Origin of the sequence: Lacticaseibacillus camelliae DSM 22697 = JCM 13995, assembly GCF_001436615.1 — a bacterium.
Taxonomy (GTDB): Bacteria; Bacillota; Bacilli; order Lactobacillales; family Lactobacillaceae; genus Lacticaseibacillus; species Lacticaseibacillus camelliae.
Genome location: NZ_AYZJ01000014.1, coordinates 1 through 21,437, shown reverse-complemented (window position 1 = coordinate 21,437; position 21,437 = coordinate 1). Strand labels below are relative to the sequence as shown.

21 protein-coding genes are annotated in these 21,437 nt (G+C 55.7%); 4 read left to right on the top strand and 17 right to left on the bottom strand.

Annotated elements, in window-relative coordinates; all coding sequences use genetic code 11:
* Window positions 1–54: 54 nt before the first annotated feature.
* Window positions 55–561, bottom strand: coding sequence for a DUF1307 domain-containing protein (locus FC75_RS02215; protein WP_054663534.1), 507 nt, complete (start codon window positions 559–561; stop codon window positions 55–57).
* On the bottom strand, window positions 542–1,060 hold the full coding sequence (locus FC75_RS02210; protein WP_054663531.1) for a transcription repressor NadR: 519 nt from the start codon (window positions 1,058–1,060) through the stop codon (window positions 542–544). Before FC75_RS02210 ends, FC75_RS02215 begins: the two co-directional genes overlap by 20 nt.
* Before the next feature lie 135 nt (window positions 1,061–1,195).
* On the opposite strand from FC75_RS02210, the gene FC75_RS02205 reads away from it, so the two are divergent.
* Entirely contained in the window at window positions 1,196–1,546 is a 351-nt protein-coding gene (locus FC75_RS02205; RefSeq protein ID WP_056989011.1) for a hypothetical protein, read from the top strand.
* 68 nt (window positions 1,547–1,614) lie between these two features.
* Window positions 1,615–2,307 carry a tyrosine-protein phosphatase gene (locus FC75_RS02200; protein ID WP_056989010.1) on the top strand — a complete coding sequence of 231 codons (693 nt, stop codon included), beginning with the start codon at window positions 1,615–1,617 and terminating at the stop codon, window positions 2,305–2,307.
* Between the two features lie 153 nt (window positions 2,308–2,460).
* On the opposite strand, the gene FC75_RS02195 is transcribed toward FC75_RS02200, so the two are convergent.
* The gene (locus FC75_RS02195) at window positions 2,461–2,931 is read right to left on the bottom strand and encodes a DUF1307 domain-containing protein (RefSeq protein WP_054663522.1); all 471 of its coding nucleotides are present in this window, start codon (window positions 2,929–2,931) and stop codon (window positions 2,461–2,463) included.
* 201 nt (window positions 2,932–3,132) lie between these two features.
* Here FC75_RS02195 and FC75_RS02190 point away from each other — a divergent pair, with 201 nt between their 5' ends.
* Window positions 3,133–4,254, top strand: coding sequence for an NAD(P)-dependent alcohol dehydrogenase (locus tag FC75_RS02190; RefSeq protein WP_056989009.1), 1,122 nt, complete (start codon window positions 3,133–3,135; stop codon window positions 4,252–4,254).
* A gap of 66 nt (window positions 4,255–4,320) precedes the next feature.
* On the opposite strand, the gene FC75_RS02185 is transcribed toward FC75_RS02190, so the two are convergent.
* The 10 genes from FC75_RS02185 to FC75_RS02140 form a co-directional block, all read right to left on the bottom strand.
* Window positions 4,321–5,448, bottom strand: a complete 1,128-nt coding sequence (locus tag FC75_RS02185; protein WP_056989008.1) for an ABC transporter ATP-binding protein — start codon at window positions 5,446–5,448, stop codon at window positions 4,321–4,323.
* 36 nt (window positions 5,449–5,484) lie between these two features.
* A complete protein-coding gene (gene pgmB / locus FC75_RS02180) occupies window positions 5,485–6,189 on the bottom strand; it encodes a beta-phosphoglucomutase (RefSeq protein WP_056989007.1) in 705 nt (234 codons plus the stop codon).
* A gap of 13 nt (window positions 6,190–6,202) precedes the next feature.
* Entirely contained in the window at window positions 6,203–7,225 is a 1,023-nt protein-coding gene (locus FC75_RS02175; RefSeq protein WP_056989006.1) for a LacI family DNA-binding transcriptional regulator, read from the bottom strand.
* A gap of 35 nt (window positions 7,226–7,260) precedes the next feature.
* Window positions 7,261–8,088, bottom strand: coding sequence for a carbohydrate ABC transporter permease (locus tag FC75_RS02170; protein ID WP_054663516.1), 828 nt, complete (start codon window positions 8,086–8,088; stop codon window positions 7,261–7,263).
* A gap of 12 nt (window positions 8,089–8,100) precedes the next feature.
* Window positions 8,101–9,036 (bottom strand): carbohydrate ABC transporter permease, encoded by a 936-nt coding sequence (locus tag FC75_RS02165; RefSeq protein ID WP_056989005.1) that lies wholly within the window; start codon window positions 9,034–9,036, stop codon window positions 8,101–8,103.
* 30 nt (window positions 9,037–9,066) lie between these two features.
* The gene (locus FC75_RS02160; RefSeq protein ID WP_056989004.1) at window positions 9,067–10,341 is read right to left on the bottom strand and encodes a sugar ABC transporter substrate-binding protein; all 1,275 of its coding nucleotides are present in this window, start codon (window positions 10,339–10,341) and stop codon (window positions 9,067–9,069) included.
* 31 nt (window positions 10,342–10,372) lie between these two features.
* Window positions 10,373–12,703 carry a glycoside hydrolase family 65 protein gene (locus tag FC75_RS02155; protein WP_056989003.1) on the bottom strand — a complete coding sequence of 777 codons (2,331 nt, stop codon included), beginning with the start codon at window positions 12,701–12,703 and terminating at the stop codon, window positions 10,373–10,375.
* Window positions 12,704–12,754: 51 nt separating this feature from the next.
* Window positions 12,755–13,024 (bottom strand): hypothetical protein, encoded by a 270-nt coding sequence (locus FC75_RS02150; RefSeq protein ID WP_156314350.1) that lies wholly within the window; start codon window positions 13,022–13,024, stop codon window positions 12,755–12,757.
* Window positions 13,025–13,028: 4 nt separating this feature from the next.
* Window positions 13,029–13,454 carry an RDD family protein gene (locus FC75_RS02145; RefSeq protein ID WP_054663510.1) on the bottom strand — a complete coding sequence of 142 codons (426 nt, stop codon included), beginning with the start codon at window positions 13,452–13,454 and terminating at the stop codon, window positions 13,029–13,031.
* Between the two features lie 414 nt (window positions 13,455–13,868).
* On the bottom strand, window positions 13,869–15,212 hold the full coding sequence (locus FC75_RS02140) for a 6-phospho-beta-glucosidase (protein WP_056989002.1): 1,344 nt from the start codon (window positions 15,210–15,212) through the stop codon (window positions 13,869–13,871).
* A gap of 170 nt (window positions 15,213–15,382) precedes the next feature.
* Here FC75_RS02140 and FC75_RS02135 point away from each other — a divergent pair, with 170 nt between their 5' ends.
* Window positions 15,383–16,132: a MurR/RpiR family transcriptional regulator gene (locus FC75_RS02135; RefSeq protein ID WP_054663558.1), complete on the top strand. Its 750-nt coding sequence runs from the start codon at window positions 15,383–15,385 to the stop codon at window positions 16,130–16,132.
* Between the two features lie 303 nt (window positions 16,133–16,435).
* Here FC75_RS02135 and FC75_RS02130 read toward each other — a convergent pair whose 3' ends face one another.
* The 4 genes from FC75_RS02130 to FC75_RS02115 all read right to left on the bottom strand — a co-directional run bounded on the left by FC75_RS02130 (window position 16,436) and on the right by FC75_RS02115 (window position 21,361).
* Window positions 16,436–16,753: a PTS lactose/cellobiose transporter subunit IIA gene (locus FC75_RS02130; protein ID WP_054663555.1), complete on the bottom strand. Its 318-nt coding sequence runs from the start codon at window positions 16,751–16,753 to the stop codon at window positions 16,436–16,438.
* A 100-nt stretch (window positions 16,754–16,853) separates the two neighbouring features.
* On the bottom strand, window positions 16,854–17,723 hold the full coding sequence (locus FC75_RS02125) for a Nif3-like dinuclear metal center hexameric protein (RefSeq protein ID WP_056989001.1): 870 nt from the start codon (window positions 17,721–17,723) through the stop codon (window positions 16,854–16,856).
* A gap of 18 nt (window positions 17,724–17,741) precedes the next feature.
* Window positions 17,742–19,115, bottom strand: a complete 1,374-nt coding sequence (locus FC75_RS02120) for a PTS sugar transporter subunit IIC (RefSeq protein ID WP_054663552.1) — start codon at window positions 19,113–19,115, stop codon at window positions 17,742–17,744.
* A gap of 35 nt (window positions 19,116–19,150) precedes the next feature.
* A complete protein-coding gene (locus FC75_RS02115) occupies window positions 19,151–21,361 on the bottom strand; it encodes a glycoside hydrolase family 38 N-terminal domain-containing protein (RefSeq protein ID WP_056989000.1) in 2,211 nt (736 codons plus the stop codon).
* Between the last annotated feature and the right edge of the window lie 76 nt (window positions 21,362–21,437).

The following is a 21,437-nucleotide window of genomic DNA, read 5'->3' as shown; positions in this document are numbered from 1 at the left end:
TGGGTAGCCCAGGCGCCGCCACGAAAAAAGGCCGACCCATCAGCCGCCCCTCAATCACTTGACCTCTTGATAGCCGTCTTGCTTCAGCGTGTGCGTCACGTTGTCTAGGCTGATGTGGTCGGTCTTCCCCGCCAGCGCTTGACCATCGACCTTGGCAAGCTTGCCAAAATCGACCTTCGCCGTGTCGACGGTAACGACCTCGTGGACCATTTTGCCGCTCCGGGCCACGGTCGCCTTCACCCCGTGCAGCTTGGCGTGGGCCTGGGCGTCTGCTTGCATCACGTGCCAGCCACGGTCCAGCGTCTTCGCATCGCTTTTGCCCATGACCTTGGCCATATCGATGTCCAGCGTCGTGACCTGCTTATCCACGTGGTCAGAGCGGCCCTTGGTGTAAAACGCCAGTGTGGTTTTCTCCCCGCCGCCGCTGTGCGCAAACACCGTTTTGTGCACCGCCTGACTGCAGCCGGCAAGCAGCACAACTAACCCGAAGGCACTCAGCCAAGCGACCAGCTCCCGCCGCCATTTTTGGGTAGAAGCCAGCCTAGCGCGTCGTTTCTTCATAAAGGTACCCCGCCTCGCGCAGGGAAGCCTTGATCGCCGTCAGTTGAGCGGGCGTATCGTAGGCAATCGTGTGCATATGGATGCCGTCAGTCAGCTCCGAGAGCATTTTGCCCTTATTCTTCCGCATCCGGCCGAGAAATAAGTTGATTTCGGCGTGCGTCCGTATCTGCAGCTCACCGCGCAGCTGACCGTACAGCGGATGGTCGACAATGACGTCAAGCGCGGCGCCGCCGTTATCCACAATGCGCGTCAGCTCATCGCCCGCCTGATCCGGCGTGTGGCGGCAAACAATGATGGCCTGGTGCGGTGAATCCTCGACGTACATGTACCCGCGCGGCGTGGCCACCAGCTCCTCGCCCCGGGCCCGCATCAGCGCAATGTCACCGACAATTGTCTGCCGCGACACCCCAAAGCTGTCCGCAAAAGTGGTCGCGGTGATCGGTTTCTTCGCTGTACTCAGCTGCATCTGAATCTGCGCCTGCCGTTCTGCACTATTCATAAAGGTCAACTCCTCTGGCTTTAACTTTAACCCAAAGTGCGACAAGACAATAGTCTTAACACACACTTAACCACCCTCAAGCCTAGCACCATGCTATCGTAAGTGTGAAGCAAGAACTGGAGAGGGAGCGGAAAAATGTTCAAAAAACTGTTAATTGCGCTGTCCGCTCTGGTGGTGTTGGTCGGCGCCGGCTTCACTGTCGCACTGTGGCCGGATCACGTGGCGCGCACCACGACCCTGGAGACCCTCAACGCCAAGGGCTGTGACCTGACCCGGTACGCCGACCCTGAAACGGCGCAGGCGCTGCAGTCGGACAACTACCGCGTGGTGCTGGAGTCCGACGACCAGGGGTGGGCCGGCACTGCCGCCTACGCCATGCGGATCAATGGCGTCTCCTGCTGGGTCGAGCTCAGCCGCACCGGTAAGTTTTTCCCCAGAGAGAAGCTGGTGCGGATCAGCACGTATCAGCCCGATGGCACAAATTGACGAATCCAAGCCGCAGCTGGGCCCTTAAATGCTAAACTGAATGCGACCACTAACGGGAGGACTCAGTCATGACAGAAACGAAGGGGCATTTAATTGAACTTGAAGGCACGATCAACCTGCGCGACATGGGCGGCTATCACACCAAGGACGGCCGCACCATCCGTCGCCACCGGCTGTACCGCTCCGGTCTGATCACCTTTATGCCGGAAAAAGTCCAGCAGCACATGCTTGAAGTCGGCCTCAACCAGGACATCGACCTGCGCCAGGCTGACAACTCGGACAACGCGCCGGACGTCAAACTGCCTGGCGTGACCTACTACGACCTGTCGCTGTACCCGTTTGCCGATCATCCCCACTTCCAGGAGGAATTCCGCGGCGCTGATAAGGCCAGAAAGTTCGAGCTGGCGCGCATCTCTTACCTGTACATGGCCACCGACCCGCGCACGGCGAAAATGCTGCGACGCGTGATTCAGCTGATTGTCGCAAACGAAACCGGCGCCACGCTGTTTCACTGCTTTGCCGGCAAGGACCGCACCGGGGTCGTCGCCATGCTGATCGAAGGCCTGCTGGGTGTGCCGGAAAAAGTGGCCCACCAGGATTACATCCTCACTAACGACATCCTGATGGACCGTTTCAAGGACGAACAATCTGCCGCCGACTTGCCCATGGCAGACGCGATGGTGACTGGCATGAACATCCAGCCCGCTGATGACAGCTACTTTGAAACCGTGCAGAAAGTCGTCAAAAAATACGGCGGCTGAGAAGAGTACGCCAAGCGCCACTTGGCCCTTGCGCCCAGCGACATTGCTGATTTGCGGCGGTTATACCTAGAGTAAATGAGCAAGCAGCCTGGATACGGCTGCTTTTTTGCTGCCACAAAAAAATCGGCCTTCACCTGGCCGATCTCCTCATTGTTATTGCTCTTTAAACCCGGCCGCCTTCAGCGTGTTGACCGAATCCTTCAAACTGACCGTGTTCTTGGTGCCTTTACCCAAGCCCTGCGCGTCCTTGAGCTTTTGCATGTCGACTTTGGTGTAGTCGATCGTGACGTTTTCCGTGACGGTGTTGCCTTTACGCGTCACTTTTGTCGTCACGCCTTTCAGCCCTTTATAACTGCTGACTGACTTTTTCAAAGAATTATAGGCGGCGTCCAAGTCTTTCTTCTTCTTGGAGTTGAGCAGCTTGGTCAAATCGTTTTCGCTGGTCAGACTTTGCTGCTGGACCTTATCCGAATTGCGCTTGGTGTAGTAAACCATCGTCGTTTTGGCGCCGGCCACCTGATTGTTGACCAGCGTCGTCTTGTGTTCAAACAGCGTGCAGCCGGCCAGGATCGTGATGCTAAAAACCGCCACTGCCGCAACGAGTGCCTTGAGGATTTTCTTCATGAATGTGCTCCTTTAATGAACCAGATTGCGCGGTGGATTCGTGCCCGCGAATTACGTTTTATCATAATGTTTTAATCTGGCGAACGCAACCGGCACCGCCTCAACCACGGAGGAAAAATAGATGGAAGCGCTTCACTTTTGCTTTTTATTGTGAAATAATGAACAGTGTGCCAAAAGAAAACTCAAGGGAGTGTGTAAATCTTGAAGATCAAAGCAGCTGTGGTTGAAAAGCAAAACGCCGATTTCGAAATCAAGGATGACGTTGAACTAGCAGAAATGGGCCCGGACGACATCCAAGTCCACATGGTCGCCAGCGGCATCTGTCACTCGGATGAAGCCTTACGCATTGGCGACGCCGTCATCGACTACCCAATCGTCCTCGGCCACGAAGGCTCCGGCATCGTTGAGAAGGTCGGCCCGGAAGTCACCCAGTTCCAGCCAGGCGATCACGTGGTCCTCAGCTTCTACGCCTGTGGCAACTGCAAGTCCTGCCTGAAGGGCATTCCGACCCAGTGCGAAAATTACGCGCAAAACAACCTGTCGGGCGTGCGGCCTGACGGCTCCAGCCACTTCACCGAAAATGGGCACCATGTTGCCGACATGTTCGACCAATCCTCGTTCACCACGACCACGGTGGTCCGCGAGCGCAACGCGGTTAAGGTGCCTAAGGACATGGACCTGCGCACCCTCGGTCCTTTAGGCTGCGGCTACGTGACGGGCTCCGGCACGGTGCTGAACACGCTCAAACCGAAACCTGGCGACACCATTGCCGTCTTCGGCACCGGTGCGGTGGGGCTGGCTGCCATGATGGCTGGCCGCATCTCCGGCTGCACCAAGGTCATCGGCATCGACATCGTGGACTCACGCCTGGACCTCGCCAAGGAACTCGGCGCCACTGACGTCATTAACTCCAAGGACGTTGACGTGGTCAAGGCCGTGCAGGACCTGACCGGCGGCCGCGGCGTTGACTGGGCCGTGGACACGACCGGCGTCACTAGCGTGATGGAAAACTCCATCAAAGTCTTGGCGCAAGGCGGCACCACGGCAACGATCGCCGTCACCGCCCACCACATTGATGTCGATACCTGGAATGACCTGTGCGTGGACGACAAGAAGATCGTCGGCGTCAACATGGGCGACTCGATTCCGCAAATCGACATTCCGCGCCTGATCGACTTCTACAAGATGGGCATGTTCGACTTCCCGAAGACCGAGAAGTTCTACAAGTTTGACCAAATCAACGAAGCCAACGCCGATTCCCGCTCCGGCAAGACCATCAAGCCAATTCTGGTCATTGATGAAGACTACAAGCCTGGCGAATAACCGATTCTACAGCAAAGGCCAGCCCCGCATTTTCGCGGGACTGGCCTTTTTCTGTCTGCTTCACGGTTAAGCTTCGACCGGAACGGGTTGGTTAACGATTGCCAGCTCGCTCTCCGGATCGAAGAAGTGGGCCTTGTTCAGGTCAAATCCCATCTGGACGACCTCGCCGGGGTTGTGGAAGTCCCGCGCGTTCACGTTAGCCACGTACTCCTTGCCATCCAGCTCCATGTACAACTGCTCCGTGGCGCCCAGCAGCTCGGACACAACCACCTCGGAGTCGACGACCGCATCGGTCCAGGTTTCTAGGAACGCCTCCTCGGAATGGATGTCTTCCGGCCGAATGCCTAAAATGAGTTGCTTGCCGCTGTAGCCCTGCTGATCCAGCGTTCGTGCCCGCGCCCCTGGCAGCGTCATCGTTAGGCGCTGACCGTCAGTGATTGTGCCGTTCTGGTAGGTCACAGGGAAGAAGTTCATCGCCGGACTGCCCATAAAACCGGCCACAAACAAATTACGCGGCTGCTGGTACACCTCCTCCGGCGTGCCCACCTGCTGGATCTGGCCGACCGACATCACGACGACCCGGTCCGCCATCGTCATCGCCTCGGTTTGGTCATGTGTGACGTAAATCGTGGTGGTGTTCAGCCGGCGGTGCAGCTTGGCGATTTCGGCGCGCATGGACACGCGCAGCTTGGCATCCAGGTTCGACAGCGGTTCGTCCATCAGGAAAATCGGCGCGTCGCGAACGATGGCTCGGCCCAGCGCGACCCGCTGCCGCTGGCCCCCCGACAAGTCCGCCGGCCGGCGCTGCAGGAACTCGGTCAACCCGAGGATCTGCGCGGCGTTTTCGACCCGCTTTTGAATGTCGGCCTTTTCGTAGTGGCGCAGCTTCAGCCCGAAGGCCATGTTGTCGAACACGGTCATGTGCGGGTACAAGGCGTAGTTCTGAAACACCATCGCAATGTCGCGGTCTTTGGGTGCCACATCGTTCATCACCTGATGATCGATTTCGAGCGTGCCTTCCGTGATGTCCTCCAGGCCCGCGATCATGCGCAGTGTTGTCGACTTGCCGCACCCGGAAGGGCCCACAAAGACGATGAATTCGTGCTCCTTGATGTGCAGGTCAAAGTCCTTGACTGAAAAATCTTCACCCTTGTCATATTTTTTGTACAGATGATTTAAATCCATTTCAACCATCAGTGATCCCTCGCTTTCCAGGTGTTTGCGGCCGTCTTAATCAATGGCTTGCTGCGGGGCAGACCGGCGCGCCGCCTTGGCGACAAACAGCCGCTCGATCGTCGCCAGGTCAGCATCCCCGGTGGCGGGGAAAACGACATCGGCCTCGTGTAAGGTGACCGCCGAGCCGATGCCCACCGAGAACATTCCCGCGGCGTTGATCCCGGCGATTCCGGCCGCGGCGTCTTCAAAGCCGACCGTGGTCGCGCAGGGGCTTTTGATCATGGCCGCCGCGGCTTCGAAAATATCCGGGGCCGGCTTGCCTCGCGCAACCGCGCCGGGGTCCACCACGTTGGCCAACAGATTGCTAAGCCCAAGCCGCGCGATGATGACGGGCGCGTTGTACGACGCCGAGGCCACGGCGAGCGGATAGCCTTTGTTCGCCAGGTCGTTCAAAAGTCCCGCCATCCCTGGCAAAATGTCCGCCTGGGTCATGTGCGCGATCAGCGCCTGGTAACGCTGGTTCTTGGCCGTTGCGATGGCCGCCAGCTCGGCAGCGCTGCGGCGGCCTTCCTGATGCCCGAACCGCACGATTGCGGCCAGCGAGTCCTGGCGACTTTGCCCTTTTAACAATTCGTTCACGGCCGGGCTGATCTCAATGTTCAGCTTGGCCTTGGCGGTTTCCTTCCAGGCCTGGTAGTGGTACTTGGCCGTGTCCGTAATGACGCCGTCGAGGTCAAACACAAAGCCGGTGATCCTCATGATCCGCCTCCTTTCACTTCGCTTGGCCGCCGGTGCTGGCCCGCTCGATCACTTCATAGGGTGAAAATATCTGCCGCTGCGCCGTCGGCATGTCGCGCTGCAGCAGCTTGTTGACTAGCTCCGCGGCGTTGTAGCCCATAATGTCCATGTGCTGCTCCACTGTCGTCAGGGCCGGATCCACAAACTCGGCTAGGGCGGTGTTGTCAAACCCCGCCAGTGCCACATCGGCGGGCACGCGCAGCTGGCGCGCCTTGAGCACGTTCAGTGCCCCCAGCGCCATGGCGTCGCTTGCGCAGACAATGCCGTCAATCGCTGGGTCGGCCGTCAGCGCGGCGGCCACCTGCTCTCCCGCCAGTTTCATGTCGTAGTCGGCGTAAAGGATCCGGCGCGTATCTGCCGTCATGCCGGCGCCCGCCAGCGCTGCTTTAAACCCGGCCTCGCGCACGACCGAGACCTGCGCATTCTGCCTGCCGTTGACCATCAGCAAATGCCGGCGGCCGCGGTTCAGCAGCAACTGGGTCACGGCCTTTTCCGCGGCGGTGTTATCGATCGACACAGCGCCGGTGCGCGGCCCTGGGATCGCCAGGTCGATGGTCACCACCGGCAGGGCGGCTTCGGCGATCTGCGCAACGTACGGGTCGTCGACGTGCAGGCCCTGCACGACGGCGCCATTAATGTTGCGTTCCTCACAGAACTGCGCAAAGGTTTTCGCGCGCTGCTGCTGAGTCGTGGTGGGATACAGCACAAACTGCATTTCGTGGGTCTCGGCGTAGTGGTACACGCCCATGATTGTCTGCATCGACACCCCGTCGTACCGCGAGCCGACCAGATCGTTCATGATGAAGGCGATGGTCTTCAAGGACTTGGACGACAGCGTCCGGGCCGCGACGTTCGGCGTGTAGCCTAGTTCCTTGGCCACCTTCAAGACGCGCTTTTTGGTCGCGCGGCTGATGTCCGTGTAACCGTTGAACACCCGCGACACCGTGCCGACCGACACACCGGCGGCCTTGGCCACGTCGTAAATTTTTGCTACCACTTTAATCACCGCCCCTGGTTAAAAACGCCGACCGCTTATTTTTCATTGTCCATCCGAATGCCTTGCAGGAAGTAGCGGTTGAAAATGATGTACAGCACAATGATCGGCAGGATCGAGATCACACTGGCCGCCATCGAATGATCCCACCGCACCCCTGCCTGCTGGTTGGTGAACGACTGCAGCCCCAGCGTCAGGGTGTACTTGGACGGGGTCGTGATGTACAGCATCGGCTGCATGAAGTTGTTCCAAAAACCCATGAAGGTGAAGATTGCCTGCGTTGCGATCGACGGCCGGGCCAGCGGGAAGACGATTCGGAAGAACGTCTGCACCCGGCCGAGCCCATCAATCGCCGCGGCCTCCTCGATGTCGTTCGGGAACGACAGGAAGAACTGCCGCATCATGAAGATGTTCCCAATGTTGATCGCGGACGGCAGGATCAGGGACTGGTACGTATCGAGCATCCCCAGGTTCATCAAGATCAGGTAATTGGGGATCAGCAGCACCTGCGCCGGTACCATCATCAAAGACAGCAAGGCGTAATAGATCTTCTGCCGCCCCGGAAAATGCAGCCGGGCCAGCGCGTAGCCCGCCATGGTATTGAAGAAAATGTTGACGACCGTCCCCACGGTGGACACGATGACCGAGTTCAGGAACCAGCGTGGGAACAGCGCCGAGGTGCTCATCATGTACTTGTAGTTGTCCAGCGTGAATTCCTTGGGGATCAGGCTCATGTTGCCGCTGACGATCACCCGGAGGGGTTCAAACGAGGCCGCAATCGCCCAGACAAACGGGTACAACGTCAGCAGTGCGTAGGCCGTCAGGACCACGTACAGGATGATCCGGCCGGTGTGGTGCTTTTTCATCTCGTCACCCCCCTACATGTCTTTCAGGCCGCTGCCGCCGTTCAGCTTTTCCGCCAAGCGGGAGACAATATAAATGACCGCGGCCAGGAAAATCGCCAGCGCGCACGCATAGCCCATGGTGTTCATCTGCCCAAACGCGTACTGGTATACCATCAGGGCCACCGTCAGCGTTGAGTTGTCCGGACCGCCCGAGCCGTTGGAGAAGATGTACGCCTGGTCAAACATCTGGAAGGTCCCGATAATCCCCATCAGCAGCACGTAGGTCGTGATCGGCCGCAGGTACGGGATCGTAATGTAGCGCAACTTATCCCACGCGCTGGCGCCGTCGATCTCCGCCGCCTCGTACAGCGAGTCCGGCAGGTCCACCAGTGACGCCAAGTAGACGGTCATGAAGCTCGGCACCGTCGACCAGATGTTCATCACCATGATCACCTTCAGCGCGTACTGCGGCTCCTGCAGGAAGTTGATCGGCGTGTGGTAAACGCCCAGGCCGGTGAACAAATCGTTGATGGGCCCGTTGATGTTGAAAATAAACATAAAGATCAAAGTCAAAGCGGCACTTGACGTCAGCGTCGGCAGAAAGTAGATCAGCCGAAACACTTTTTTGAAGCGCACCGTCTTGCTGCTCAGCGCGTAGGCGATGACCAGGGCGAACACCGTCTGGATCGGCACCACGACCAGCGAGAACAGCGCCGTGTTTTTCAGCGCGGTCAACGCGATTCCGTCCGAGAAAATGTTTGCGTAGTTCTGCAGGCCACGGAATTCGTACTGTTGCGAGTACATGTTGACCTTATTGACCGACATGTACAGGGCGAACACGATCGCCGCCAAGAAGAAAATCGCCACGATCACGGCCGCCGGAAGCAGAAAACCGTATCCTTGAATCGCGTCCTGCTGGCGCCGCGTGAGCTTAAAACGGGGTTTTTTTGAAGCTATCGGTTTCTCCATCGCGGACCCTCCCATCTCAAGGCCAGAGGATTACTTGGACTTTTCAATCGCCGCGTTGGCCTGGTCGTCGGCCTGGGTCATCGCCGCTTTGAGCGAGGTCTCGCCCTTCATCGCCTTACCCACAAAGTTCTGGTAGGAGGTGTTGACGGTCGGCAGCGTGGTGCCATCCTGCCAAACGGTGGAGTAGTCGTTGGCTTCCAAGTGCACATTAAGGTCGGCGTTATCGGTCAGCTTGGCCGCTTCCGCTACGTCCGGCCGGCTTGGCAACGTGCCAGTGGTCTTGATGTACTGTTCCATCACTTTCTCAGAGGTCACATACTTGAGCCAGGCGTTGGCCAGCGGCTTGACCTTGGAGTTGACGTACTCGCCCCAGCCGACCGTGAAGATCATGCCGCCTTGCTTGCCTTCGTAGCTGAGCATTGGCAGCACCGTGAAGTCGGTCTTGTACTGTTCCTGTTGAACCGGATATGTCCAGTTACCTTCTTCCATCATCGCGATCTTGCCGGCACCAAACGCGGTGCCGTTGTCGCCTTGACCGATTTCCTGCGGGGTCACCACCGCGCCGGTCGCCACCAAGTCCTTGTACAGTTCCAGGTTCTTCACGACCGCGTTTGAGGCCAGGTTGGCGTCGCCGTTTTTCTTGATTGGCTGGCCGCCGTTGCGCTGCATGATGTACAGGTTGCGTGCCATGTCCTGGTTGTACGCCATGGCGTGGACCTTGCCCTTGCCGTAGGCCTCGTCCAGCTTAGCCTGAAAGCCCGGCAGCCAGTCGATCATGTCCTCGTAGCTCTTCGGCACGTCTTCGATGGCGGTGTTCGTCTTGGTCAGCATTTCCTTGTTCACATAAAGGCCCAGCGTGGACGTATCCTTCGGCACGCCGTACAGCTTGCCATCAGTCGTATAGGCCTTGGTCAGTGTCGGGTAGAACTTGTCGGCCAGCAAGTCTTCCTTATCAAGCGGCTCCAGCACGCCCTGGCTTTGGAAGAATGGGTACATCGACGAGTCCATGTACCAGACGTCCGGGGCGCGGTGGCCGGAGAGGTCAGCCTGGATCTGCGTGTTGAAATCCGTGTAGACCTTCTCGGTGACCTTGGCGCCGGTTTCCTTTTCAAAGCCGTCGACCATGTCCTTCATCCCGGCCTTTTCCGCGTCGGAGCCCAGCCAGATGCCGATTTTCAGTTCCTGGCCCTTAAAGTCGGTGGTCGAATCCCCTGCGGTCGACTGGCTGCTGCCGCATGCGACCAATGAGAGCGACGCCAGTGCGGTGGCGGCGCCGAGTACAGTGCGTTTGGTGAAAAGTTTCATGATGGTTCCCCCTTTGGCTTTCGCCGTTTTTTTATCGTGTGATCAGAACTTCGTCGTGCGTTGGAATCTCGACCGAGGCGCCGGCGTGGTCGATTTCGACCACCCGGGTGCCGGTCAGGTTACGGATCTTCAGCGTCTGGTTGGTTTCGGTCACCGCCAGCTTCTGGCCGTGCCACCACAGGCAAAAGCTGAGCTGGCGCCACTGATCCGGCAAATTGGGCTCGATGCGCAGCCGGCCATCCAGGTACCGCACCCCACCAAACCCCAGCACGGTCATTGACCAAATGCCGGCGATCGACGCCGCGTGGATCCCTTCGTCCGAGCTGTTCATGTTGGTCCCCATATCGATGTCGCGGGCCCGCCGGTAGTACGAGTAGGCCTTCCGTTTCAGGCCAAGGTCGGCGGCAAAGTTCGTGTGGGTAAGCAGCGACAGCGACGAATCATGCGTCGTGCGCGGCTCGTAGTACTGCCAGTTCTTGAGCTTGACCCGCTTGGAAAAATGCCGCTCGAACAGGAACAGCAGCAGGATCACGTCGGCCTGCTTGGTCACCTGCAGGTGGTTGACCTGTTCCAGGTTGTAATCGTCGAATAACGCCCCCACGCGGCCCGCGGTCAGGTAAGGCTTGAGGTCGATGGTCGGCAGGGTCAGGTACGCGTCGTCTTCCGGAATAATGGCCTCCGCGTTGGGCGCGGGCAAGTAGAGCTTGCCCAGCCGCTCCTCGATCTCGGGTCGCAGCGCCGCCAGGTCCAGCCGCTCGTCCAGCCGCTGGTACTCGGCCGGTTCGTTGGTTTTGAGGCGATCGATCAGCTGCATGGCCTGAAGCAGGTTCCAGTGCGCCATGTGGTTCGTGAAGGCGTTGTTGTTCGCGTGCTCCTTGTACTCATCCGGGCCGACCACGTTGTTGATTTCGTAGCGGTCAACATCCGGATTCCACTCCAGCCGGCTGCACCAGAAGCGCGCCGTGTCGATGATGATCTCGTTGCCGCGCGTCCTGGCGAATTCCTCATCGTCAGTCGCGCGCATGTATTGCTCAACGCCATACGCCACGTCGGCCGTGATGTGCTGCTCAATGAAGCCCGACCAGATCTTGGTGGCCTCCCCGGTCACGATGTCGGTGGCGCCCCAGACCGGGGTGGACTCACCATCATCGACCCAGGCCGCCTCCCACGGGTACTGCGCCCCGCGGTAGCCGTTATCCGCCGCCTTGGTGCGCGCCCCGTGCAGACCGAGGTAGCGGTAGGTGACCAGGCTGCGGGCCACCTCGGGCTGGCTGAAAATGAAGTACGGCAGCAGGAATATTTCCGTGTCCCAGAACGTGTGGCCCTTGTAGCCTTCGCCGCTCAGCCCTTTGGCCGCCACGTTCATGCGCGAATCATGGCCTGGGGTCATGATCTGCAGGTGGTAACGGGCAAAATTGATCGCCAGCTGGTCGCGCGCGTGATCAGTGTCAATCTCCAGCGGCATCGGGGTCCACAGCTTGTCGGCCCAGGCGGCCGCCGATTCCGTCAGGAGCTGGCGAAAGTTCATTTTCTCCAGCGCCAGTGCCGCCTGGTAGCCCTGCCGGCGCAGGCTGGCGCGGTCCTTGTAGGCCACATCCAGATCACGCGAGGTGTAAACGGTCGTGATGCTTTCAAACGTCAGCGGATCGTCCTTCGTCAGCGGCAGCGTGTATGTGGCGCGCAGGCGCCTGCGCAGCATTTCCGTTTTCACGTAACCCAGGCGGTCGTCGGGCACCGAAAGGCGGTGCTGGGTGGTGATGGCAAAATTCACCTGCGACTCGTTGGTTTTCGTTGTGAGCTGAAGAATGTGGTGCGGGTACAGGCGCTTCACGTCGTCATTGAAGTGCTGCGTGCCGGTATTGGTGACTTGCCCGTTGATCCCCGCTGAAAGCTTGAGGGTCGCGTCGCCGTCCAGGGCCGTGACTTCGATGCGCTGCCCCATCACGTGCCGCCGGGCCAGCGACACGAAGCGGCTGGTCGTGATCCGGTAACGGTTGCGGCCGAACCGCCAGATGAAGTGCCGCGACAGCTCACCGGTTTTCAGATTCAGCGACCGCTCGTAGTCGAGAACTTTGCCCTGGTTGAGGTCCAGCCGCTGACCGTTGAAGACCAGCGCCACCTGGAACACATCAGGCAGATTCGGCAGCTCCGTCACCTCGTCTTCGTTGAGGCGGTCGAACGTGCCAGCGACAAAGGTGTTCCGGACCTCGCCGGTGTTCGCCTCTTCTGTGGCTGCGCGCGTGCCCAGGTAGCCGTTTCCTAAGGCAAAAATGGCCTCGTACTTACCCAGGTGGGCCGGATCAAACGTCGCTTCTGAGAGCCGCCAGGGATCATCCTGGTGATACTTGATCGAAGTTTTCATCGTGACCTCCTTCGCCTTGGCCAAAAACGTTTTTGGCCAAGGGTAAAAAAATTAGCGGTGCTCGTAAAAATAATGATTGGACCGCGTGGCAAGCACCCCGGCGCCGGCCAGCCAGATGCCGATAGCCAGCACCAGCTGAACCTGGAGCAGCAGCGCCAGCGTCAGGGCCACCGGGGCGTAGATCACGTACCCGCGGATCAGCCGCTGCGGGTCGTACGAGCGGCGGTAGCGCCAGGCCAACCAGTAGGCCACGACCACTGTCAGCGCGATCATGACCAGCAGCGGCACGGTGGGAATGCGCGCCAAGGGACTTTTACTCACCAAGTCACCCGTCAATTGGCTTCACCGTCCTTTCTACAACCACGACGTCGCTTTGCCCGACAAAGTCCTCGAGCATGCGGCCGGTCGCAAGCGCCAGCAGCAAGTTGAGCAGACCCAGTGGCACGCCGATCACCGGTGTGAGGAACAGCAGCTTCGTCATCTCGCGCATCCCGACAAACAGGACATTGTCTGAGACCAGCCTGCGCGTATCGACGCGCAGGCGAGCGAAGTACTTGCCGATCGTCTGGCCGTGAAACGTGCTAACAGCCGCAACGTTGTAGGCCAGAAACAGCAGCTGGGCCAGCAGCTCTGCCCACCGCGTTGCGACGTGGAACCAAAGCGAGAACAAAATGACCGCCGGCACGTAAACAATGATCAGGTCGATCAGTCCGGCAAGCGCACGGACGACCACGTAGCGGATTCTCAGCATCACCACCCCCTTGGAAGCCTTTACATTATAGTAAACGAGGCAAACCTCCTGACGCAACAAAAACGTTTTCGTCTCATTTAAAATTAATTATATCGGTAAGCATGATTTATTAGGAGCAGCAGGTGAGCAAGTCTGTTCCGCGGCTCGTGATTGTTATAATCCAATCTACATCAGGGGTTCACGCTATTTATCGTCGCCAGATTCCCCCGGCTTGTGCATGACGTAATGCTTTTATTCCATAATCCATTTATACCAGTGAACCATTAGGCGTTTCTCATGATTCTCGTGGTACATCGTCTTTATTTCGAATGCGGTTAATAAGATAACAGTAGTTACCCCGCGACGCGCCACTTCGGCAAGCGCGAAAAAACGCCGGCTCACAAATACGAGTCGGCGTCGAGAGAACGCAATTTTTTACTTCAGCGTGCCAGTCGCGCGGAGCTGGGCAAAATCCACCTGCGGCAGGTACTGCTCATTGGCCACCAGCAGCTCGTTGAGCAGCGGCCGAGCATCCACATCGGAGTGGACGACCGGATTGATGGTCAGGGCCTTGAGCGCCGTGGCGTAATCGCCGCTGACAGCCGCCTTACAGCCGACCTGCTCGAAGGCCTTCATCTCGTGCACGATGCCGACGCAGGCCCGCGGCAGATGACCAGTGGTCAGCGGCACCGGACCGTGGCCGGTGATCACACAGTTCATTTCCATCACCGAATCCGGCGCCAGGTCCAGGCAGCCGCCGTTGTTGGCCACGTTGACGACCTGGACATCGCGCTTGTCAGCGTATATGGAATAGATCAGGTTGCAGGAGGCCCGGCTGTAGCCCGAACCGCCGCGCTTTTTCAGTTCTTCCGGCAGCGTCACTAGGGTCGGGTCACGGTAGATGTCGAAGAGCTGCTTTTCCAGCCGCTCGGCCACGACCGCCCGGCTGCCTTCGCGCGCCGCCGCTCGCTGTTCTTCGGCGACCACCTGCTTGGTTTTCCAGTAGTACTGCAGGTAGCTGATGGGAATCACGCCGAGGCTCTGCAAAAAGTCGGCATCCCAGTTGCCGACCCCGGGGTTGTCGACGCGCTGCTTCTTGCTGGTCACCAGCTTGATCACATGCGCGGTCACGTCCTGGCCGTCAAGGTAAATGTGCTTGGCGAACACCAGGTGGTTCAGGCCGATGAACTCGACGTACACGCGTACTGGGTCAACATTCAGCGCCTGCACAATGTCGCGGCGGATGTTGTCAGGCCCGTTGCACAGCCCGATCACTTTCTTCCAGTTCGTGTAGTGCAGCACCGCCTCAGTCATCATCCCCGCCGGATTGGCGAAATTGATCAGCCACGCCGCCGGGCACAGCCGCTCCATATCGTGCACAATGTCGAGCAGCACGGGAATCGAGCGCATCGCCATCATCAACTCGCCGGCCCCGTTGGTTTCCTGCCCGAGCGTGCCGTACTTGATTGGAATGTTTTCGTCGTTGACACGCGCAGGCAACTGGCCGACCCGGAACTGCGTCGTGACAAAATCAGCGTCGGTCAGCGCCGCCTCGCGGTCCATGGTCGTGACAATTTTCATCGGCTTGCCGGCCGCCTTCACCATGCGCTTGGCCATGGCGCCGATCACGTTGAGTTTCTCCTCGCCGCTCGGCACATCGACCAGCCACAGCTCGCGCACCGGCATCTCGTCGTACCGGTCCAAAAACCCTTTGACCAGCTCGGGCGTGTAGCCGGACCCGCCGCCGATCGTCGCAATTTTAATTGAACGTTTCGCCATTTTGCTCACCCTTTTTGACTCAAAATTTGCTTTACGGCTTCAATATACCGCGGCAAGCGGTGCGTTCAATCGGTCTTGGCGGTTTAGGTCCTGTATCTTCAAATGGGCCATTGTGACTTTTTCGATACGTCTCGTATCATCAGGCGTACACTAGGCGTGAGGTGATCAACATGCTTTTTCTCGACCACGCCGTCGACCTGTCCGATATCGACTTGGCGATTTATAAGTACGTCCTGCAAAATCTGGACAAAGTGATCTACATGCGCATCCGTGAGCTGGCTGCCAACACCCACACCAGCACGGCCTCCGTTCAGCGCTTCTGCCGCAAGTTCGAGTGCCAAGGCTTCACTGAGTTTAAAATTCGGTTGAAGCTGCTTCAGGAGCAGACCGCTGCCAAAACGCCTGCCACACCGGTCGACCCCGGCATGTACATCAACTTCTTCAACCGCGTCACCACGCCGGACTTTGACGCGCACATTCAGGCCGCAGTGCAGCTGCTCAAGCAGTGCGAGCTGGTTCTGTTCATCGGCGTCGGCTCCTCCAACGTGATGGCCGAGTATGGCGCCCTGTACTTCTCCTCCATGTTCCACATGGCCGTGCGTATCGAGGACCCTGTGACCTATCCGCAGCGCTACTTTCCCAAAGCCCTGCTGGATAAAACCTGCGTCATCGCCTTGTCCGTTTCCGGTGAAACCCCCGAGGTGATCAGCTACCTCAGCAACCTCTCGTTTCGCGACAGCCACACCTTGTCGATCACCAATTCCGCGCACTCCACGGTCGCGCGGCTGACCGACGTCAACATCGCCACCGACATTGCCAAGGAGCATTACGTCGAGCAGGATGTCACCTCCCAGGTGCCGTGTCTGTTTATCTTGGAGTATCTGGCGAAGATCCTGCACGAGCAAAACAAAGCAGATTGACTAAACCGCCACTGAAGAATTATGGTCGCTCTGCTTTGTCCTTTTGTTATATGTATAAAAATCACGTGATTTTCCAGTCCGATACGCCAAAAAAGCCGCCGGATCGTTACGGGTATCCGACAGCTTAAAGGGGATTATCAACGGTGTTAATGTTGCATCTGGCCACTTCGCAGATGATTCGTCCCCATCAGCACCGTTGATTTTTAGTCCAGAACTCAACTGCTTGCAGCATGAGTCTTGAGGCTCAGCAATTGCAAAGCCTGAAAAATGTCGCTTAGATAAGCGGTCAATATCAGGACTGCATTAAGAATTCAATGCTTTAGCGGAAAATTTAATCAGGCGCTCGCCTAGTTCAATTTCGGTATTAGCCGCCATAAACTGGTCCTGCGCATGAATCAAGATAATCGATTTTTCAATCATCTTGCCGTTCATTTCATCGGTCATCAGACTGGTTTGGATATTATGAGCGCTATTCAGCTGCTTTTTTGCCTCCGCCAACTTAGCTGTCGCCTTATCTTGGTCTCCGCTAAACGCAGCATCAATCGCTTGCAATGCTGAGGATTTGGCATTGCCCGCATAGTAGATGATCTTCATCGCCACTTGGGCGCCTTCTTCATTCATCACGTGATCCTTTCCTCTAATAATTTAATCATGAACAGTAACTGATCCGATTTATCATGGAAGCAGATAACTAGACAATCTCAATCCAAGACGGATAAACCTAAGCTTCCTTAGGTGATAGATAGTGATACATGTCACCTTCCCGAATAAAGGTCACAGGCAGATCCACGCCAACTGCTTTAGGCAAATAGCTTACCAAATATTTCATGCCGACTTCCTCAAGATTGAAGTGTCCAAAGGTGAGCATTGCTTTCGACATGCCCATTTCACTGCAGTCGGCAAGGTATTCGGTAGTGGTGTAGTCAATGACTTCGAGCGGGATAATTAGTTGTATATTCTCACGATTGATCTTAGAAATTAGCTGAGAATCCTTGTCTCCACTGAGAATGTGTAGGGGAAAATAGACCTGTTCAATTTTCGTGTTGGGACGCCCAACTAATTTCGCCCCTCCAAGATGCAGCGCGCTCATCACGGTCTGAGCCACTTCACAAACAGGAGTTGCTGGAATAGTGAATCTAGAAGGCCGTTCAGCATCGTCAACATTGTATTTTCCCCAACCCAGCGCTTGCTGAATCGCGTAGTAAATACCATCACGATATTTCCCGCCGTCAACCGGAATACCGGAATGGACATACTCATGATCTCGCCAAACAACCACATTCGTGCGCTTCAATAGTGCTATCTTCTGCAAATAAGCATCATTTTGTTCTTCTTCAAGCCACTGGGTTTTATCCCCGTGGTTCCAGAACAGCGCCTCGTGGACGATGATCAGATTAGCCCCACGACCTACCGCCGCTTTAATCACATCGGTGGAAGCCCAGATAGCGGTCGCGATTCCCTTGCATTCTTGGCTAGTATCGCCAAATAAAATGTGGTCGGTGATATCAGCGGTAGCTCTCGTCTCCGTAGAAAGTCCGCGACCAACCTTTGTATACTGTTTTACTCGTTCTATGACTTCAGAAATTTTCAATCTATTTGCCTCGATTTTTTACTGAGCAGTAGCCTTAATTGTGGCATCCTTTTCCGAACTATCCCACATCTTGATAAACGGAATCCAAATCAATGTGCACAGTGCAAGCATCAACGCCTGGAAAATGGTGCCATTAATATTACCGGTGTATAGGAACCCTGAAATCAAGGGTGGCATAGTCCAAGGAACAGCATTGGTAATAATTGGTAAGAATCCAATCTTCGTGAAGAAAATGCCCAAGTAGAACGGAATCGTGTAGCAAAGGATCCAAGGCAATAATAGATATGGGTTAAGAACAATTGGGAAACCAAACATAACAGGCTCACCAATGTTGAAAATCACTGGCGGGATAGCCAGTTTGGCCAATGCACGACGATCTTCACGGTGGCTAACAATCAGTACAGCAATGATCGCACCAGCGCACAGACCACCAGTATTAATAACGGTAAAGTTCATGAACAGCGTCGAAATCATGTGATGAGCCGTGCCCATGATGTTTTCGTTCTGGTTAATATCCCAGGTCAGGCCAAAAATCGGACCAAAAATTGAACTGCCGTGAATCCCAAACCACCCAAGAATTGGCTGCCCGACCATGGCAAAGAAGGCGAAGTACGGTGTCGTGGAAATCGCCAGCATTGGCTTCTGAAGCACGGCCAACATGGCAGCCGGCAACGAAGTATTATACGCACTAAATACAGAGGCAACGACAACGGCAAGAATTAGGACAATACCACCAGGAATCAGCGCTTCAAAACTGTGCGCAACTGCGGGTGGCACACTATCTGGCAACTTAATTGTGATGTTCTTTTCCACAATTTTATTAAACAGCCAGAAGGTGACCCCAGCGACAACTAACCCGGCAAACATCCCAGGCTGGCCAATGTACTGTGAGTCCAGAATACCGACCAAGGTGTGGGTTTTCCCAGCAGCAGTGGCACCCGTCACCGACCAAGGCACAACGATAAAGAATGCGGCTAACGCATAAAACGAGACCAAAATCGGTTCCTTGTTCTTACGGAAGAACCGTTTGGTGCCAAAGTAGGCAAAACCCGCAATAACAAACAGCGCATTAATCGCCATGGTCCCGTTGCTAAACAGGCCAACCGCCTTTTGCAGCCGTGTTAGGACTGCTGCAAATCCAGTCGCAAGCCAAGCCTTATCAGACGGCGATCCAGTAAATAATTTCCCCAGCTGGAGCCCCTGTTTACCAAAGATAATGCCGGTTGGATCAAGAAAGACGGAACCAATCATAATCGCAAAACCAGCAATCATAATCGGGGTAGATGCCATGATGAAGGTATCACGCAACGTCAGTAACAAGCGGTTACCCGCGATTCGACCAATCGCGCGGTTGACCTTCTTCTGTATTGCCCCTAAATCCATATTTTTCATTTTTTTCACTTTCTTCTTCTTTTTAGTCAAAATGTTTAATGACTGTTCTCTCTGAACGAAATGAAACCATTATTGATTGCTCTCAGGTCAGTCGTAATCGTGGCTGGATTGGCTGACTGACCAATTTGCAGAACATATCTGAATTCGTAAAACCCTGAAAGGTCGGCCTTGAAGTTGGTCTCCCAAAAGTTGTTCATCACCCAGGAATGGAGCGGTGTTTGATTAGGTAGCTTCTGGTCAAAATCCATGACCTTAATTAAATGGGCATCTAATGAACCAAACGTGACCAGTGGTGCATCCTCAATGCCCACCATCAATCGACTTTGATCGTCTTGCCACGCGACCCCCTCCTGTGTCATCAAGTAGTCGACGTTACTGCCTGGCAGCTGGTCAATTCTCGGTCGAACAAGGCAACCGCCCTTCGATAGGTACAATGTTGAATGCTCGCCCAAACCAAGCGGTAAACTTACATAGAGGTTTTCTGGCGCCCACTCAGTTGTCTTCTGAACTGCGACCGTGCACTCAATGCGAGAAATGTGCTTATATATCCTGAGCGTCACCCGATAAAGCTTTGTTCCCACCAAGCTGTAATCCAACTGAAGATCGACATATAAGGCGCCTTCGCTAACCAATTCAATGTTAGTCAGTTTGCCGAAGTCTCTTTCAACTCCGATGCCCTTGCGATTACGTCCCAGTTGCTTCCTCGTTTCACCAGGGTTCTCGTGCTTGATCGGCGTTTTTTCATAGATGCCATTAAACAGCGCCTCATGCCCGCTCAGCAGTGACCGGTGACTTTGTCGATCTATCAGCTGACTGATCCCTCGTGTAGGATCAATATGAATCTCAAAGTTATCGGTTTTAATCTCGAACGGGGAGTCGAAGTTTTGACTCTCATCTGCGATTAAATCCGAAACGCCTTCTGCGCCGGTGATCAAGCCTGTACTGCCTCCACCATCATTGGCTTCAGAGGCGTAAATGACTTGCAGGTGGCGTGAACCATTCGCTGGCAGCGTAATGACTGAGGAAACCTCAAACCCACGGCTCGTTCGAGTGACCTGGGTGGGCAATTCTTGATGGGTGGCAACGTCGACAAGTCTCAAATGATTCATTGTATCAACCGAAAGCGGTTGGCCGTCGACTGATTCCCAAGACATCAGGAAAGCAGTGGCCCTGGCTGTCTGGGTCGTTGGTGATGGATTGAGAACTTTGAATGTCTTTGTTCGGTATGGCTTAGGCGAAACTTCGCCCAGGTTGGCGAGCACTTGATCAAGATTCTCTGAAATCGCCGAGAAAGCATCGATTGCATAGCCTGCCTTACGAAGGTCCAACGCGTTGACCATACTATTCCAAGGGTTTGAAACCGAAGCGGAGTAACCCCATGTGTGCTCGGCATACATCATCAGATTCTGGGTAGCGTGTTTAAAGCTAGCCGGATCCCCTTTCGTCCCTTTTGGATCCAGCGCAAGTGAAAGTTGATATTTTCTCTGCGCCGATTTGTAAAGCTTGGTTGGGCCTGGAGTTGAACTGACACCATCTGCCCACCAGTCCGGCCAGTCACCTGAATAAACTGGCAGATCCTTTTCCTTCTCCACAACGTCAAAGAATTCATCCAAGGTGCTTAACTTCAGCTCAATCTGATCTCCGTGCTTGCCATTCCATCTGTTAATATTTTCCATTATTCTGGGATTGGCAGGAGAATTGTCTGTGCGAACACCAGAGAGGCTGATTGGGACAAAATCGAACGGATAATCTTGATCTTCCAGTGCTTGTAGGTATTTCGGAATGCGATATTCAGAAATTGTCATCTGGTCAGTGGTTTCATCACCAGAGTACCGATCGTGAAGAATGTATGAATAGCGGTTATCCGGTACTAATTGGAACTCATTCCCAATCATATAGTGATCGCCACTCCAGACTAGGAGCTGATGGCCCTCTGGAGTCTGCCACTTGAACGCCGTCTGCTTCTTAAATAATGGGTACATCCCATGATGCGTATGGATACACGTATAAAGCCGGGTGATACCTGCATCATACAGCGCGTCACCATAGCTCCATGAGAAACCATTGATGTCCGCGGTTAAGGCCGAAGCACCGTTAAAGCCAACTTCATTAGCCCACTGCCTGGCCTCCTGCTCCTTGGTTCTTAAGACATGGTCATCAACCAATTCGTTTAGGTTTAGGTAATTCAATGACACATCGATTTTCCCAGCTTGAATAAAATGTTTCAGCTGTGCTTGTTCGGCCAAGGTCGAGCGATTTAAAAAGTTCCCCCAGTTTACAATTCAAGTGCAACACCTTAGCGACTAGACCAAAAAGGCCATG